Origin of the sequence: Arthrobacter sp. E3 (assembly GCF_017353415.1) — a bacterium.
In the GTDB taxonomy this organism is placed as follows: Bacteria; Actinomycetota; Actinomycetes; order Actinomycetales; family Micrococcaceae; genus Specibacter.
Genome location: NZ_JAFMPX010000008.1, coordinates 12,121 through 28,874, shown reverse-complemented (window position 1 = coordinate 28,874; position 16,754 = coordinate 12,121). Strand labels below are relative to the sequence as shown.

14 protein-coding genes are annotated in these 16,754 nt (G+C 61.7%); 8 read left to right on the top strand and 6 right to left on the bottom strand.

Translation table 11 applies throughout. The features are described from left to right. The first annotated feature begins 15 nt into the window (after positions 1 to 15). From JMA46_RS05505 to JMA46_RS05475, 7 genes are all read left to right on the top strand, one after another. Entirely contained in the window at positions 16 to 690 is a 675-nt protein-coding gene (locus JMA46_RS05505; RefSeq protein ID WP_247647077.1) for a phosphoribosylanthranilate isomerase, read from the top strand. A gap of 93 nt (positions 691 to 783) precedes the next feature. Continuing rightward, the gene (locus tag JMA46_RS05500) at positions 784 to 1,947 is read left to right on the top strand and encodes an ROK family protein (RefSeq protein ID WP_207344321.1); all 1,164 of its coding nucleotides are present in this window, start codon (positions 784 to 786) and stop codon (positions 1,945 to 1,947) included. Positions 1,948 to 2,087: 140 nt separating this feature from the next. Next, positions 2,088 to 2,966, top strand: coding sequence for an ABC transporter permease (locus JMA46_RS05495; protein ID WP_247647076.1), 879 nt, complete (start codon positions 2,088 to 2,090; stop codon positions 2,964 to 2,966). A gap of 14 nt (positions 2,967 to 2,980) precedes the next feature. Beyond that, on the top strand, positions 2,981 to 3,778 hold the full coding sequence (locus JMA46_RS05490; RefSeq protein WP_207344320.1) for an ABC transporter ATP-binding protein: 798 nt from the start codon (positions 2,981 to 2,983) through the stop codon (positions 3,776 to 3,778). An 85-nt stretch (positions 3,779 to 3,863) separates the two neighbouring features. Next, positions 3,864 to 4,889, top strand: a complete 1,026-nt coding sequence (locus tag JMA46_RS05485; protein ID WP_207344319.1) for an aliphatic sulfonate ABC transporter substrate-binding protein — start codon at positions 3,864 to 3,866, stop codon at positions 4,887 to 4,889. A gap of 6 nt (positions 4,890 to 4,895) precedes the next feature. After that, a complete protein-coding gene (locus tag JMA46_RS05480) occupies positions 4,896 to 6,401 on the top strand; it encodes a sulfatase-like hydrolase/transferase (protein ID WP_207344318.1) in 1,506 nt (501 codons plus the stop codon). A 79-nt stretch (positions 6,402 to 6,480) separates the two neighbouring features. Continuing rightward, a complete protein-coding gene (locus JMA46_RS05475; RefSeq protein WP_207344317.1) occupies positions 6,481 to 9,270 on the top strand; it encodes a family 20 glycosylhydrolase in 2,790 nt (929 codons plus the stop codon). A 430-nt stretch (positions 9,271 to 9,700) separates the two neighbouring features. Here JMA46_RS05475 and JMA46_RS05470 read toward each other — a convergent pair whose 3' ends face one another. The 6 genes from JMA46_RS05470 to JMA46_RS17595 form a co-directional block, all read right to left on the bottom strand. Further along, a complete protein-coding gene (locus JMA46_RS05470) occupies positions 9,701 to 10,888 on the bottom strand; it encodes an SGNH/GDSL hydrolase family protein (RefSeq protein WP_207344316.1) in 1,188 nt (395 codons plus the stop codon). Positions 10,889 to 10,994: 106 nt separating this feature from the next. After that, on the bottom strand, positions 10,995 to 11,864 hold the full coding sequence (locus JMA46_RS05465; RefSeq protein WP_207344315.1) for a metal ABC transporter permease: 870 nt from the start codon (positions 11,862 to 11,864) through the stop codon (positions 10,995 to 10,997). Continuing rightward, positions 11,861 to 12,604 carry a metal ABC transporter ATP-binding protein gene (locus tag JMA46_RS05460; protein ID WP_207344405.1) on the bottom strand — a complete coding sequence of 248 codons (744 nt, stop codon included), beginning with the start codon at positions 12,602 to 12,604 and terminating at the stop codon, positions 11,861 to 11,863. Before JMA46_RS05460 ends, JMA46_RS05465 begins: the two co-directional genes overlap by 4 nt. Positions 12,605 to 12,612: 8 nt before the next feature. Next, a complete protein-coding gene (locus tag JMA46_RS05455; protein WP_207344314.1) occupies positions 12,613 to 13,581 on the bottom strand; it encodes a metal ABC transporter substrate-binding protein in 969 nt (322 codons plus the stop codon). Between the two features lie 86 nt (positions 13,582 to 13,667). Then, positions 13,668 to 14,852, bottom strand: coding sequence for a glycoside hydrolase family 27 protein (locus JMA46_RS05450; protein WP_207344313.1), 1,185 nt, complete (start codon positions 14,850 to 14,852; stop codon positions 13,668 to 13,670). 80 nt (positions 14,853 to 14,932) lie between these two features. Continuing rightward, positions 14,933 to 15,892 carry a helix-turn-helix transcriptional regulator gene (locus tag JMA46_RS17595; RefSeq protein WP_348770066.1) on the bottom strand — a complete coding sequence of 320 codons (960 nt, stop codon included), beginning with the start codon at positions 15,890 to 15,892 and terminating at the stop codon, positions 14,933 to 14,935. On the opposite strand from JMA46_RS17595, the gene JMA46_RS05435 reads away from it, so the two are divergent. Continuing rightward, positions 15,848 to 16,741, top strand: coding sequence for a methyltransferase domain-containing protein (locus JMA46_RS05435; RefSeq protein WP_207344403.1), 894 nt, complete (start codon positions 15,848 to 15,850; stop codon positions 16,739 to 16,741). The genes JMA46_RS17595 and JMA46_RS05435 overlap by 45 nt on opposite strands. Positions 16,742 to 16,754: the final 13 nt, after the last annotated feature.

Here is a 16,754-nt window from a genome sequence, read left to right as displayed (position 1 = left end):
ACAAACGGTTCCCTCATGAGAGCCTTGGACGAATCAGGAACAAACGTGGGTATGTACGTCAAGATTTGCGGTCTGCAGACTGCCGAAACAGTTGCTGCGGCCGTTGCCGCCAGCGCGGACGCTGTTGGCTTCGTGTTCGCTCTTGGCAGCCCACGAACCATCTCGGCCGTGCAAGCGGCAAAACTCGGCCGCAACGTTCCGCGAGGCATTGAGACCGTTGGCGTATTCCGCAATCAACCCATCGACGAGGTTGTGAAAACTGCTCACGAGGCTGGCGTTTCCACCGTACAGCTGCACGGTGATGAAACTTTAGTGGACATAGCACGGCTCCACGAAGAAGGCTTCCGCACTTTGCGGGCTTTCTCAGCAGCCTCGTACAACTCCGTGGGAGCTGCGGAAAAGCGGTCGTGGGAATCAGAACGGATTCTGCTTGACGCCATCGAGCCCGGGGCTGGGATGGTTTTTGATGCGCACCTGCTTGCGGACGGGGCACCCAAGGGGTTCTGGTTGCTGGCCGGTGGGCTCAACCCTGCCAACGTGGCCACCCTAGCTGCCACGCTGCAACCCAGCGGGGTCGATGTATCAAGTGGCGTTGAAGTCACGCGTGGCGTCAAGGATGTATCCCTCATTCGGGAATTCATCAGGGCGGCACGAAGTGTTGAACCGGCCACCCTCCCCAAAAACGAATAAAGGCAATAGACTTTACATAAATAGTGCGAGTAGGCCCATTTTGGGCCACTCCGGGGCTCCTGGGAATCCCGGGACAGAGAGCTGGGGGACGTTTTGGCAACGGAAGACAACGCTTTGCAGGCGGTGCGACGCCGGCACGAACTGCGCGTATTGGAAACACTTGCCACTCATGGCAAGCGGACCCGCCGGCAGCTGGAGACAGATACGAACCTGTCCCGCACCACACTCTCTGCCATCGTCGGAGACCTGCGCCAACGCAGCGTGCTGATCGAAAACGATCAGCTGCTCCACACAACCGGCCGTCAGGGACGGCCCACAAAAGTCCTTTCCCTCAACCCCAACGTTGGTGCAGCCGTCGGAATCGAACTGGGCAGGCGCCGCATCAGTGTCTCCGTCCTCGGCTTTGATGGTTCCACCGTGACCACAGAACACAAGGACGTCTCCAGTACGGAAAGTCTTGAGGCCAAGGTCCACGATGCCGCTGGCATCGTTCAATCCCTCATTAGCGACGGTCACATCAACCCTGCAACGATCATTGGCACTGGGGTGGGCATCGCCAGCCGCCATGCCGACCCCAAATCTCTCGCTGACGGCGTCGAACAGCAGACCGATCCTCAGGGCGCGTCCCTGGCGGCACTGCGTGAACTGCTGCCCGCTCCCCTGCTGTGGGATAACAATATTCGTCTCGCAGCCATGGCCTTCGGGAAAGACAGCGATGACCTGCTGTACGTGGTACTTTCGGCCGGCATCAGTTCGGCAGTGCTCACCAACGGCGCACTCCTGCGCGGCGGCAGCGGCATTGCCGGCGAGTTGGGGCACATCAGCGTTGACTTCGCCGGACCCGTTTGTTGGTGTGGCCGAAACGGCTGCCTCGAGAGCTTCATCAGAGAAGGCAATGTCCTGCACGAGGCTGCACGGCGGGGACAGGCCTTTGACTCCATTGCCGACTTGGCCCAGGCCGCAGAAGAGGGCAATGACATCGCCACGGGCATTGTGGAGTGGGCGGGAGAATTGCTGGCCCGGGCCATCGTCAGTGCCTGTGTGCTGCTTGATCCGAGCCGCGTAGTGATTGCCGGGGAGCTATCACAGTTTGGTGAGCCACTTTTGGCACCGGTTCGGATGGCACTGGCAGGACAGCACCTGGAGCTGGGGCCACGCTCCACCACCATCAGCAACGCAACCTTCGCACCGACCACCGGCAGTAAGGGTGCCGCACATATGGCCTTGAACCATTGGGCATTGGCCACCCTCAACTGACATCCTTGTCGCAGGCCCACACTTCCCTCAACAGCACTTTCGGGCCCCTCAATAACCGTTGAGTACGTCACAAAAGTAGTGACAAGCCTATTTATGTAAACAGCATTGACATCACGTGACCTGTGTCATATATTTGAGCAATGGCACCAAAAGACACCGTCAATTCGGTCTACACTCCACCTGCCCCGGTCAGCACCGCCACACGCAATGATGCGCTTGCGGACTCGCCACCGGCACCCAGAAAGAAGGCCGACAAAACCGGCCGCAAGCTGAACCGCAAGACCCTGCTGGCCATCAACATTGTCTCGGTCATTGCGGGCCTTGCCGCTTGGACGGCATTTTCGGCCGTCGGGATCGTTGGCCTGCCGGGCCCCTTGGAAGTTCTCATCCGTGGCGGGGAAGTTTTGGCGGATGGAACGCTCGGTGAAGATACCGGCGCCTCCCTGGCCCGTGTGCTGAGCGGTTTCCTGATCGGAAGCCTACTGGCCATACCCGTTGGCTTCATCATGGGCTGGTACCAGGTTGGCCGCGCCATCATCGAGCCTTGGGTGCAGTTCTTCCGCACCATCCCTCCCCTGGCGTTGCTCCCCCTCGTCATGGTCACCATGGGCATCGGTGAAACACCGAAGATCTTCGTCATCTTCCTAGCCGCGTTCCTGTCCTGCGTCATCTCCACCTATCAGGGTGTGGTGAGCGTGGACAAGACCCTGATCAATGCAGCCCGCGTCCTGGGCGCCGGCAGCTACGTGATCTTCATGCGTGTCGTTGTCCCTGCCTCCTCACCCTTCATTCTGGTCGGCATGCGCATCGGTTTGGGTGCTGGCTGGGCCACCGTGGTTGCTGCCGAGCTCATCGCCGCCCCCAACGGACTCGGCATGCGAATGCAGCAAGCACAACAGTTCTATGACATGCCCACCATCCTCGTCAACGTGATTGTCATCGGTATCCTGGGCCTGGTCATGGACCGCCTGCTGCTGATGATCGAAGCCCATCTGACCCGCTGGCAGGAACGCCGCTAAGGACCCCCCCCCCCATGACAAATACAACAAACAACGCCATGATCCGTTTCGAGGATCTGCGCCAAGAGTTCACCCTGACCGGCAACACCTTCACCGCGCTCGACGGCGTGAACCTGGACATTGCCGACGGCGAGTTCGTCACCGTCGTGGGTCCCTCCGGCTGCGGCAAGTCCACCATGCTCAACGCGGCGGCAGGGCTGCTCGAACCCACCAGCGGCCGCGTCATGGTTGATGACCGGCCCGTCACCGGCCCCAGCACCCGCACGGGCGTCATCTTTCAGCAGTACGCACTTTTTCCTTGGCTGACCGTCCGTAAGAACGTGGAGTTTGGACTGGAGCTGAAGAAGGTGCCGGCGAAGGAACGCCGCACCATTGTTGACCACTACCTTGAACTGGTGGGCCTGTCACATTTTGCGGAGGCCCTGCCCAAGGAGCTCTCCGGCGGCATGAAACAGCGCTGTGCCATTGCCCGCGCATACGCCGTAAACCCGGAGATCCTTCTCATGGATGAGCCTTTCGGCGCCTTGGACGCGCTAACCCGTGTCCACATGCAGGAACAACTGCTGGAAACCTGGACCAAGGAACGCCGCACCGTCATGTTTGTCACCCACGACGTGGACGAATCGGTGTTTCTGGCGTCCCGCGTGATCGTCATGGCAGCAAGGCCCGGACGGATCTTCAAGGAAATCAAGATCGACCTGCCCTACCCCCGTACGGAAAAAATGCGGCTTTCCGACGAGTTCGCAAAACTCCGCTCCGAGGTTTGGGCCGCCGTTTACCACCAGCCCGGCGTTGCCGAAGCCCACCAGTAGCACTGGCGCATCCACCGCACTCTTTTCGACTTTCCAAACATTTAGCCGCGCTCCGACGATGGAACGCACACAATCAGGAGGACCCATGTCCGCTTCAATTTCCCGCCGCAATGTACTTCAGCTCTCCATGGGGGCCGCAGCCATCTCGCTGCTGGCCGCCTGCGGCGCGAAGGACGACGCCGGTTCAGCCGGCGCACCGGCAGCGAAGGATCTAGTGGAGATCAAGGTTGGCTACATTGCCGACTACAACGGTGCAGGCCTCATGGCTGTTGCTGATCAGGAAGGCTACTGGGCCAAGGCCGGCCTGAAGCCGAAGTACCTTCCCTTCACCAACGGCCCGCTGGCCATCCAGGCACTGGGCACCAACAACGTCGACGTGGCCTACATCGGCTCCGGTGCCCTCTGGCTGCCAGCCTCCGGCAAGGCCGAGATCTGGGCCGTAAACTCCGTCTCCAACGCTGACCGCATCATCTCCCAGCCTGAATTCAAGACTCTCGCCGCTTTGAAGGGCAAGAAGGTGGCCATCCCCACCGGTACCTCCGGCGACCAGTTGTTCTCATTGGCTTTGGAGAAGGAAGGCTTGACCCGCGAAGACTTCGACATTATCGCCATGGAGCCGCCGGCCATCGTGGCAGCCTTCGCCGCCAAGCAAATTGACGGCGCAGCACTGTGGTACCCGCTGATCGACAGTGCCAAGAAGGGCCAGCCGGACCTCGTCGAGCTGTTCTCCAACGAGGACTTCATCGACCAGCTCACGTTCCCCTCCACCTTCGTGGCAGGTCCGGGCCGCGGCGCGAAGGACAAGGAACTGGCAACCAACTTCATCTCGGTGATCAAGAGCGCCAACGACTACCGCTTCGACAACCAGGACAAGACCATCGCAGCCACGGCCAAGTTCCTCAAGCTCAAGGAAGAAGACATGGCCTCGCAAGCCAGCGTGGCCAAGCTGTTCACTTCCAAGGAACTGGAAGACCTTTCCTCCAAGGGCACCGTCTACACCTGGTTGAATGCCCTGCAGGAGCAGTTCAAGGCCGCCGACAAGATCCCTGCCGTGGTTGATCCCAAGACCTTCTACAACTCCGAACTGTTCGTCGCCGCACCTAAGGTATAGCTTTCAATGAACTCTGCAACACCACGCCAAAACATGCTGTTCCTGATGACGGACCAGCAGCGCATCGATACTCTGGGCTGTTACGGCAACACCTCCAACCACACCCCCAACCTTGACCGGCTGGCCGCACGGGGAACCACTTTTGACAGGGCCTACACGCCCACCGCCATCTGTACTCCTGCGCGTGCCAGCCTGCTCACGGGGCTCCAGCCGTTCGAACACGGTTTACTCGCCAACTATGAGTGGAACTCTGGACACCGGGAGGAACTCCCCGAGGGCCTTCCCACGTTCTCCGCAGCACTGATCGATCAGGGCTACCGGTTGGGGCACGTGGGCAAGTGGCATGTGGGCAAGGACCGTGGCCCGGAGTTTTACGGCTTTGAGGGCATCCACCTGCCGGGGGCGCTGAATGTTTTTGATGACCCGGGCTACGAGGACTGGCTCAAGGCCAACGACTACCCCGACTTCCACATCTCCAGCCCCGTGTACACCACGCGGGCTGATGGCAGCCAAGGACACTTGATCGCCGGTGTGACGGATCAGCCGACAGGAGCCACGTTTGAGGCCTTCCTGGCGGACCAGACCATCGCCAAACTGCGTGAGTTTGCGGCCGGGGCGCTACAGGAGGATGACGGAACACCGTTCTTCCTCTCCTGCCACATCTTTGGGCCGCACCTGCCGTACCTGATTCCCCGTGAATGGTACGACATGGTGGATCCTGACACGGTTGAGCTGCCCGGATCGTTTGCCGAGACATTCCATGGCAAGCCCATGATTCAGCAAACGTATGCCGAGTACTGGTCCACGGACTGCTTCACCGTGGATGAGTGGAAAAAGATCACTGCCGTGTACTGGGGCTACGTGTCCATGATCGACCATGAAATTGGACGCATTCTGGCAGTTCTTGACGAGTTGGGGCTCACGGACTCCACCGCGGTCATGTTCACCGCTGACCATGGAGAGTTCACGGGTGCGCACCGGCTCAACGACAAGGGTCCGGCCATGTATGAGGACATTTACCGCATACCGGCTATTCTTGCCCTCCCCGGCGAACAGGAACGCCGCGAGGACAAGTTTGTCAGTCTGCTAGACTTCACGGCCACGTTCCATGACATTGCCGGGGCGGACGCCTCTGGCGTTCATGGCAGCAGCTTGCTGCCGCTGGCTGCGGGTGAGGACGTGGATGGTTGGCGCGAGGACATCCTGTGTGAATTCCACGGACACCACTTCCCCTATGCCCAGCGCATGATCCGCAACAAGGAAGTGAAGTACATCGCCAACCCTGAAGGCATCGACGAGTTCTACGACATGATTGCCGATCCCGACGAGCTCCTCAACGTCATCGATGTGCCCATCTACCGTGAGCGGGTCAGCACCATGCGCAAGGCCATGTATCACCAGCTCGTTGAGCGGGGAGACAAGTTTGCACAGTGGCTTGCTTTTGCCGGCGACATCCCCGAAGACGAGCGCGTCCGCCCAGCGACCGCCGTCGAACGTTTCATCACGGCATAAATTTCAGCACTGCACAATCCCACCCAACGGATGCCGCTTGAGGTCCAAGAATAGTTAAGCGAGTACTTGATTGAGAGCTTTGAAAAGAACGACGACGGCCGGGCTCGCCTGCGCCGCCGCCCTCGGTTTGTTTGCTGCTGTCCTGCCCACAACGTTCATTGCCACCCCGGCGCAAGCGGCACCCATTGTGGTCCCGCCCCATACACCCATAGAATATCCGGCCAACTTGGCGTTGACCGGAACAGCCACGGCCTCCAGTGTTGAATCTGCGGCGTCGGGAAACACTGTCGACAAGGCGATTGATAACAACACCGGCACCCGCTGGTCCTCCAACTACGTTGACGCAACGTGGTTTCAGGTTGAACTCGCCGTGGCTGGCCCCATTGACCATGTGAAGATCACCTGGCCCAATGCCGCTGCAAGGGAGTACACGCTACAGACGTCCGCCGACGGCGTCGCGTGGACGGACGTCAAAGTGATCACCTCCGCCACAGGCCCTGGCCGCGTTGACGTGGAGCAGCTGGACGTAGCCAACACCAAGTTCATCCGCATGCAGGGTGCCAAGCGCTGGGCCGCCTATGGGTACTCGATTTCAGAATTTGAAATCTACGCAAAGCCACAGCCGATTCTTCCCGACTCCCTGGCGCTGGTTCCACAGCCCGCCGAATCCGCCACCACGGCCGACGGCACGTTCCGCCTGCTACCTTCGAGCAAGATCGTGGCCAGCGGCGACGCCGTGGCAGCAGCCACCTACTTTGCGCAAAAGGCACGCAAGAGCACCGGCTTCGCTCTGCCGGTGGTCGAAGGAACCGCCACAGCCAACGACGTTGCCTTCACAGTGGGGGCAGAACTTTCTGAAGACAAGCCCGAAAGCTACACGCTGCAGGCCGATGCCAACGGGGTGAAAGTTGCCGCCAATACCGCAGCCGGTGCTTTGAACGGCGTCCAGACGCTGCGCCAGCTGTTCCCACAGTGGATTGAATCCCAAACCACGGTACACACGCCTTGGACCGTAGAGGGTGTGGTCATCAGCGACTACCCCCGCTACGAGCACCGCGGCGTTGGCATCGATGTGGCCCGTTCCTTCTACACCGTGGATGAAATGAAGGAGCACATCGACAACGCCGCACAGTTCAAGATGAACCGCCTGCACATCCACTTGACCGACGATCAGGGCTGGCGCATCGCCATCGATCAGCCGGCCGCGGCCGACAACCCTGCCGGGATCAAGTACACGGATTTGACGGACATTTCCGGCAAGACGGCCATGAACACAAACGGCAGTCAGAGCGAGGTGGGCCACACCGGCTCCTACTCCAAGTCCGACTACCAGGACATCGTGAAGTACGCCGGAGACAACGGCATGATGGTGATCCCGGAAATTGACATGCCCGGCCACACCACTGCAGCCCTCCACGCGATTCCAGAGCTGAACTCGGCCAAGTCCGCACCCAAGCCCAAACCAGGCAACGCCACCCCTGATGCGCAGGGCACCGGCGATGTGGGAGTCAGTTCCTTTGACGCCGACAACCCCGCCACCTATGAATTCACCAAGGAAGTCCTGACCCAGCTGGCAGCCATGACGCCCGGCCCGTTCATCCACATTGGCGGCGACGAGTCACATGTTACAAAGACCCCCGACTACAACAAAATGATCAAGGCCTTCACCAAGCAGGTCAACGACCTGGACAAGCGCGTCATTGGCTGGAACGAATATGGCTCCGCTGATTTGCCGCCCAACTCCGTCATCCAGCTGTGGATCGGCGGTGGGAAGAGCGAGGCCGACAAGATCATCAAGAATGACGCCAAGGTCATCCTCTCCCCCGCCCCCAAGACGTACATTCCGCAGAAGCAGGACAATTCCGAGCAGTTCGGCGGAACCTGGGCCTGTAGCGGTCCGTGCACATTGCAGACGCACTACGACTGGGATCCGGCACAATACATTACCGGCATCGGCGATGACCGCATTCTCGGCGTCGAAACCGTGCAGTGGGGCGAATGGATCCGCGGCATGGACCAGACCGAAAGCTACCAATACCCCCGCACTCTGGCCACGGCCGAAGTGGGATGGTCGCAGCAGGCAAACCGCAACTACGCAGACTTCGCAAAGCGTGCCGGCAAGCTCGGCGGTCGCATGGCACTTGAGGGGCTGAACCACTTCAATACTGCCGGCGTCAACTGGAGTACCGCACCGGCGGCACCGGAAACCGCACCAGCTGTGGTGGATCTGGCAACACTGCCGGAAAACTCTCCCGTTGACCTGGGCATCCCCGCGACCGTGTTCAACGGCGGGGAATACCTCACGATGAAAAACCTGCCAGCCAACTCATGGCTCCTCGCAGCAGTCCACGGCCTTGCTGCCGGCACGCCCGGCGAAGGCATCCAAGCCCTCGCCGCCGAGCCCGGCACCGGCCCGGCCACCACCGAATGGGTGCGCAGCAATGCTGCAGGCGAAGCCCCCCTGACCATACCCACGGACGCAGCACCGGGCGACTTCACAGTCACGGTCCAGGATGCCGAAGGGATTCTCATCGGCTTTGCCGGCATGAGGATCGCTGCAGAAGTTCCTGAGACCACTCCCCCGGCAACCACGGAGCCGAGCGACGACACCACGCCGCCCGCCACCACGAAGCCGGCAACCGACCCGGCCACCACGAAACCAGCTACAACCCCGGCCACGGACAGCACCACAAGTGCAGTTGCAACGCAAGGGACGGTGCACACCACGGCTCCGTCCAATGGGAACAGCACTGATGACTTGGCCAACACAGGCAGCACGTCATCACTGTTGATTGGTGGTGCACTTCTGGCGCTGATCGCCGGCCTGCTCACGTTGGCCGTCTCGCGACGACACTCCAGCACGCACTAAGCACGAGCGCTAAATGAGCCGGGCACCCTGCCGAGGGTGCCCGGCTTTTTGCTGCCAGTGGAATTTCTAGGGGTAACGCGGCCAGCCAGACGAAGCGTCACCCCTCCCACGAACAGCCCCGTTCCCCGTGGGCTTCCTTCAGCTTTTGCACTGCGCTGGCGAGGCATGCGTCCAGTCCGGCTTCGAATCGGAGGCTGGGGGCCGTTAAGTTTCCTCCATCACCTGGTGGGCCAGAAGGCCCAACAGCAGGGCATCTGCACGGGCTATGTTCTCTGCCCAGTAAAGGTGGACTTCCTGATCCGGCAGCATTGCGGGGTGATCAACGCACCCGTCTGGCGTGACATTGATGGAGTACCTGAGCCGCCAAATGGCGCACCACCAACAAGCCGGTCAGCCGCAAGTCCACGGTCGCCGTGCCCCAGGTAAAAAGTCACCCGTTCGAGTCTTCCTTTCGGGCCAATGCCGCTCCTGCAGAGAAGGCCAGTTGCGCGAAGCGTTCCCCCATCAGCTGGTGTGTTGCCGCATCGGGGTGCAAAGCGTCGGACAAAGGAAGCCGAACGGCGTCGGCACCACCATAGAGTTCCTGTCCGTCAAGGTGGTACAGGTTCCCGTCGCCTGCCGAGCGTTCCCGCACGATCCGTTCCAACTCGCCGCGAATCACCCGAAGCGTGAGCTTCCCAGCCGCAGTCTCCGCCGGGTCGCCGGTTGCAATGAATCGCATTCGCCCGGCAGCCAGTGCCTCCATGTCGAAGGCTCCCGGGCCGGGAGTGTCCTCGTGGATTGCGCAGTGGATGGGCGAGATGACAAGCAGCGGGGTGTGGGGGTGGCCGTCGCGGATGGTGTCCAGGAATCCGTGGACTGCGGGCCCGAATGCGCGCAGGCGCATGAGGTCGAGGTTGACGAGGTTGATGCCTATTTTGATGCTTATCACATCCGCCGGGGTCTCCCGGATGGTGCGGGCAGTGAAGGGATCTAGCAGTGCACTGCCGCCGAAGCCCAGATTGACCAGCTCAACGCCGCCCCGGCGTGCGGCAACCGCCGGCCACGTCCCCGTCGGGCTCGTGGCATTGGATCCGTGGCTGATGGAGCTGCCGTGGTGGAGCCAGACTGGGAGCCTGCTTGGCGGGGCAACTTCCACGGGTGCGTTGGCACGCAACGCTATGAGCTCCGTGGTCTCATTGTGGGGCAGCCACAATTCAACGTTCTTGATTCCGTCGGGGAGCAGCGAAAAGCGGCTGATGCAGGGCGAGCCGGTGTCCAGGCTTGCAGCACCCGTGGCCATGTCGATCGTGGTGGTGTTCCCGCCGCTGGTCGTCGAGGAACCCAGCAACACCCCATTGACAACCAGCTCGATGATGCCGTCAGGGCGTGCCGGCGCGCCCAGATAGGTGGCCAGTGAACGCACGGTCTCCAACTCGAGCTCGGTGGCGCTGGTTCTGAAAGCGATTCTTACACCTGAGGGCTGGGACTCCGCCATCAGCAGTTGTGGGTCGTTGTTGGCCTGGGCGCGCGCCGCCGCTGGTAATCGGTGCGGCACAGTCCCCCGTGCCGTTCGTTCAAGCTCAAGGGCACCTCTGAAGAATTCGTCCGGGATGGGTGTTGTTGTGGTCCAATTCACGATGGGCGCTCTTCCTGGGTCGGTGCGGGCCGAAATAGCCTGGCCAGTTCACTATTCCATGCCGCGTGGCCGCGCCGCACCTATGGCGGGCCAAATGCGGTGGGCCTCAGACGGCAGCCAGCTTCCGGCGTCGTGCTGCCGTAATCCGGGTGACCACCAACCCGTGCCGCGGGCTGAACAGGTAGACGAGGGCAAAGGCCACTCCTTGGGCCAACACCACCATCCCACCTGACGCGGCATCCAGATAATAGCTGGCATACAGGCCCACCACGGCGCAAACAGCGGCGATGGACGGCGCCAATACGAGCATGCGCCCGAACCGGTCGGTGAGCAGGTAGGCGGTCGCGCCGGGAATGATCAGCATGGCAACCACCAACACCACGCCCACCGCTTGGAGCGCCACCACGGAGGTCAATGCCAGCAATCCCAGCAGCAAGGCGCCAAGAAGGCGTGGGTTCAGCCCGATGGCGTGGGCGTGGGTGGGGTCAAAGGCGTAGAGGGTGAAGTCCTTGCGCTTGAAGATGAGAATGGCGAACGTGATGGTGCCCAGCAGCACCACCTGAATGAGGTCACCGTGACTGAGTCCCAGGAGGTTGCCGAAGATAATGTGCGTAAGGTCCGTCTGGCTGGGTGTGACCGAGATCAGCACCAAGCCCAACGCAAAGAGCGTGCTGAAGACTATGCCGATGGCGGCATCTTCCTTGACGCGGCTCGTATCACGCACCGCCCCGATTAGCGCCACGGCCAAAAAGCCGAACAGCACGGCGCCAATGGCGAACGGTGCCCCGACAATGTAGGCCAGGGCGACTCCGGGCAGAACGGCGTGGGAGACGGCGTCGCCCATGAGCGACCAGCCAATCAGGACCAGCCAGCATGACAGGACCGCGCAGACCACTGAGGCGATCACCGTCACTGCCACGGCACGCTGCATGAAGGCGTAGCTGAGCGGCTCCAGCAGGATTTCCAAAATGCTCACAGTGTGGCCCCGCTTCGGTTCATGACATCAAGACCAAAGGCCAGTGCCAGGTTGTCGGGCTGCAGCACATCCCCGGGCGTTCCGTGCAGGAGCACCCGGCGCATGAGCAGGACGGCCTCGTCGGCCAAATCCGGCAGGGCCTGGAGGTCGTGGGTGGACACAAGAATGGTGGCACCCTCCCGGGCGAGCTCCTTTAACAAGTTGGAAATCGTTGCTTCCGAACGCTTGTCCACCCCAGCGAATGGTTCATCGAGCAGCAGGGTGGTTGCCTCCTGCGCAATTCCGCGTGCCACGAACGTGCGCTTCTTCTGTCCCCCGGAAAGCTGCCCTATCTGCCGGTTCGCGTAGTCGTGCAGCTCTACACGCTCCAGAGCCTCGGCCACGGCCAGTTTGTCTGCCTTTCTGGTGCGGCGGCTCATACCCATATGTCCGTAGCGACCCATCATGACCACGTCCTGTACAGACAAGGGGAACTGCCAGTCGACATCCTCGCTTTGCGGAACATAGCTGACGGCACCGGTGCGGCGTGCCTCCGCCGGTGCCTGGCCGGCAATGGTGACGATTCCGGCGTCGGGCTTCACGAGGCCCATGATGGCCTTGAACAGCGTGGATTTTCCGGAACCATTCATGCCCACGAGACCACAGATCCGGCCCTTCTCGAGCCGGAGGGTTGCCTGGTCCAAGGCCAACACGAAACCGTAGTGGACCGTCACTGCGTCGACGTCGATGGCGGCAGCCATGGCGGCGCTCACGGCGTGGTCCCTGTCAGTGCGTCGACGATCACTTTCGCGTCATAACGGATCAGCTCGAGGTAGGTGGGTACTGGACCGTCCGCTTCGGACAGCGAATCAACGTAGAGGGTGCCACCAAAGACGGCGTCAGTCGCCTCCACCACGCGTTCCATGGGTGCTGCCGAGACGGTTGACTCGCAGAAGACAGCTGGCACCTGGTTGCTGCGCACAAATTCGATGGCGCCTGCAATTTGCTGCGGGGTGGCCTGCTGCTCTGCGTTGACCGCCCAAATGTACTTTTCGCTCAGGCCTGCATCACGGGCCAGGTAGGAAAAGGCCCCCTCGCAGCTGACCAGAGCACGCTGGTTCTGCGGAAGCACGGAGAGCTTGTTCACGAGATCGTCCTGCATGACCTGCAAGGTGGCATTATAGGCGGCACCGTTGTGCGCATAGAACGGCGCATTGGCTGGATCCAGTTTTTGGAATGCCCCCACCATGTTCTTGACGTAGATTTGCACGTTCGACGGCGACATCCAGGCGTGCGGGTTGGGTAGGTCCTTGTATGCGTCCTCGGCAATGTCAATGGTTTCCACACCTTCGGAGACAACAACGTGCGGGGCTTTCACATCCTGTACAAACTGCTCGAACCAAGCTTCCAAACCCATCCCGTTGTCAAGGATCAGATCTGCCTTGCCAGCCTTGCGAATGTCACCAGGCGTTGGTTCGTACCCATGAATTTCGGCACCTGCTTTGGTGATCGATTCCACGAGTAGCTTGTCCCCCGCCACGTTTTGCGCGATATCAGCCAGGACTGTGAATGTTGTCAGCACCACCGGGCGGTCATCGGCTGCCTCATTGATGGCGGTGTTGGCGGAGTCGCTACAACCGGTGACTGCGAGCGCGAACAAGGCGAAGGCTGCTGTCACTGTGCGGTGGGCGGGAAACTTGAACTTGGCAGTCGTGGACTTGGCGGAGAAGATCGGCATGCCATGACCTTAGTTTAGGCTTACCGAAACTTCAAATGCAGACTCCCCGAAATCAATGAGATTGCCGGGCTGCTCCGCAGACCTGCCTACTCGAGTATGGCCGCTGAGGTGACGATGAAGCAGCCGTGTGGCTGGATGATCCAGTCATGCCCACTTTCCAAGACGGCTAGCTCTCCCCCCTCGACGGGGATGCACTCCGGCTCGGCCCCCAGGTCGGCAAGAATCGCACCATCCACCTGAAGGGAGCCTTCACGGAAGGCCAGCACAATGGGCTCCTCCAGGCGGTTGACCACCAGCCATCCCCGCCCCGTGCTCAGCGGGCGTGTCCAGAGGTCAAGGCCTGATGCGTGCTGTTCCCGCACGGCCCCCACGCCCAGGGGGTCCTGGTTGATCCCGATCAACGCCGCGTTGGTGAGCAGGCGCCGTGTGGTCACGCTCATGGTGCGCGGGTCGTGACCAGCCATCAACGGGGCGGCAAAAAAGCACCACAGGGCAAAGTGAGTGGCGGACTCAATATCGCTCAGGCCGGGGTTGCCCACTTGCAGCATGTCCGGGTCGTTCCAGGCGCCCGGGCCGGAAAAAGCGGAGATCGCAGCCTGGTGGTCGGCGATGGATTGCACGGACGCCCAGTTCTTTTCAATGTCCGGGGTGGTCCGCCACATGTGGCCGTACTCCCAGGCCCAGGTCCACGGCTCGGTGCGGCCGTACTCGGAGATTGAGTACACAATCTCTCGTCCCGTATTTTCCAGGGCGAGCGCCATCCGCTCGAAGGCCTGCGGGTAGCGCAGGCCAGTGCCGTCTTCATCGGCCTCACACCAGTCGTACTTGAGAAAGTCCACGCCCCAGTCCGCAAAAGTGTTGGCATCCAGCTGTTCGCGGCCGAACGATCCCAGATCGTGTCCGGGATAGCGGTCATAGATCATGGCACAGGTCTTGCGCCCCGGCGAGCCGTAGAGCCCGAATTTGAAGCCGCGTTCCTTAAGTTGTTCACCAATCCACCGCATTCCGGAGGGGAAACGAGCCGGGTGCGAGCGCAGCCTGCCGTGTACGTCGCGGGAAAGCGCCTGCCAGCAGTCGTCGATGACGAACGTGTCAAAGCCAGCCTTGAGCATCCCGGATTCCACCATGGAATCGGCAACCTCGAGAAGTTTAGTCTCGTTGATGTCGTAGCAGCGGAAACAGTTCCAGCTGTTCCAGCCCATGGGCGGGGTTAGTGCGAGCCGTGGCTTGCCCTCGAAACGGGCGGGATTATTCTCGGATGCGGCTTCCACCGTGGACTCCTTGGGTGACAGTTTTGTGTGGTTCTTCGCTGGGACTTCCGCTACTTGCCGGGAGGCGGCATCCGGACAGTTTATGCGCGGGACTTCCAGGCCCAGGCTACCAACGGAATCTGTAGTGGAAGCCGTACCGCATGGATGCGCCGCTGCTCCGTGGAGCCGTTCGGCCCGAAGGCGTGGCGCAGCGCTGTCAGATGCCCGAAGGTAAATCCAATGAACATCACCGTGGTGGCCGTTGCAGCCAGCTTGCGCGTGCCGGGTATCAGCAGACCTGCCGCAGCCAATGCTTCAGGGGCAGCAGAGGCCAGTACCCATTGGCGCCGCGTCATGACCCCCAGTGCGCCTTCCTTGTCGGTGCACAGGACAGCGGGAACAACGGGGTAGTAGAATTTCGGGTTTGCCAGGTGGTTGACCGCGCTGGCAGCCAACAACGCTGCCAGCGACCAGGCCCGAACGTTGTTTGGCTTCATGCAACCATCCTTGCACACAGGCTGGTAGGGGACTTGGTCAATTCCGTGTGTGCCGTGAAGGTGTGCCCGTCCGCCTTCGTGGTTCAAGATGGTGAGGATCTCCACGGGCCCGTCGTGGGCGCAGATGGCATGCGGGACCATGGTGGAGAATTCCGCCACCTCCCCGGGATGGACCCCAAGGCGGCGGCCGCCTCCCGACAGGTCGGGAGCTTTACGCATTTTTGCCACCGTCTTGCCGTGGATCCCATCGCCGTCCGAGAGCACCCACGTCGTCTGCCCCGGCGAGTAGCCCGGCTGGGGCCGGATGACGACGTCCGCATCGCCGTCAGCCTCCACGAGTTCGTCCAACGTGGTGCCAAAGGCGCGGCAAATGGGCACCAACTGGTCCAGCGCAATCCGCCGCTGTCCGGTCTCTATGCGGCTGAGCGTTGAGGGGCTGAGCCCGCAGCGCGGCGCCAAGTTGTCCAGCGACCAGCCCCGGGCCACGCGAAGGCCGCGCATTCGCACCCTGATCACTGCATCCACGAACATGCCGCCCACGGTCACAACGGGCACGGCAGCCACGACCACGGCCAAGCACTGGCAGAGACGCTTGACCTCGATGCCCTGCTCCTTGGCTCCTACCTAGAGGAAGCCGCCGAGTGGGCGGCCGGGATTGCCCAAACAACACCACGGACCATCCTTGACGTCGGCGCCGGCACGGGCGCAGGGACAGTGGCCCTGGCCCGACGCTTCCGCAACGCCTCAGTCACTGCCCTCGACAGATCCGCTGGCATGCTGGCCGCCACACGGGCCGCGGCTGCCGCTCAGGGCTTCACTGACAGGGTGCGCCCGCTCGAAGCCGACCTTGACGGGCCGTGGCCTGAGAGCGCAACCGCTGACTTGATGTGGGCGTCGTCGTCCCTGCACGAAGTCAGCAGCCCGGAGCGCACCATCGGCGGGATGTATGCCGCACTCAACCCCGGGCGCCTGCTGGTGGTGCTGGAAATGGACAGCCTGCCCAGCTTTTTGCCCGCGGACGGCACCGACAGCCACACCGCCGAGCTGGGCTTGGAATCCCGGCTGCACGCAGCCATGGCCCACCAGGGGTGGAATGCCCACCCCGATTGGCGCGGGGAGCTCGAACGGGCCGGGTTCCACAGGGCCGAACAACGCTCATTCAACACCATGGGGCGCCCCCTACCGGAACCCACTGCACGTTACGCCGCAAACTTCCTGGGCCGCATCCGCACAGCGCTGTCAGGAGATGGCGCTCCCGCAACCCATGACACTTCCCCTGGCGCGGCACTCCGAGCACAGGACCTCGCCGCCTTGGATGCGCTGCTCTCGGGTGCCGGTCCCAGCTCGCTGCTGCACAGGACGGATCTGCAGGTCCGCGGCCGGCGCACCGCCTGGGCAGCGCTCAAGGCGTAGTGGGCTGCGCACA

Coding starts and splice junctions, on each gene's coding strand:
- JMA46_RS05490 (WP_207344320.1), top strand. CDS start 2,981: ATGACAAATACAACAAACAACGCCATGATCCGTTTCGAGGATCTGCGC.
- JMA46_RS05495 (WP_247647076.1), top strand. CDS start 2,088: ATGGCACCAAAAGACACCGTCAATTCGGTCTACACTCCACCTGCCCCG.
- JMA46_RS05480 (WP_207344318.1), top strand. CDS start 4,896: ATGAACTCTGCAACACCACGCCAAAACATGCTGTTCCTGATGACGGAC.
- JMA46_RS05505 (WP_247647077.1), top strand. CDS start 16: ATGAGAGCCTTGGACGAATCAGGAACAAACGTGGGTATGTACGTCAAG.
- JMA46_RS05485 (WP_207344319.1), top strand. CDS start 3,864: ATGTCCGCTTCAATTTCCCGCCGCAATGTACTTCAGCTCTCCATGGGG.
- JMA46_RS05455 (WP_207344314.1), bottom strand. CDS start 13,581: ATGCCGATCTTCTCCGCCAAGTCCACGACTGCCAAGTTCAAGTTTCCC.
- JMA46_RS05460 (WP_207344405.1), bottom strand. CDS start 12,604: ATGGCTGCCGCCATCGACGTCGACGCAGTGACGGTCCACTACGGTTTC.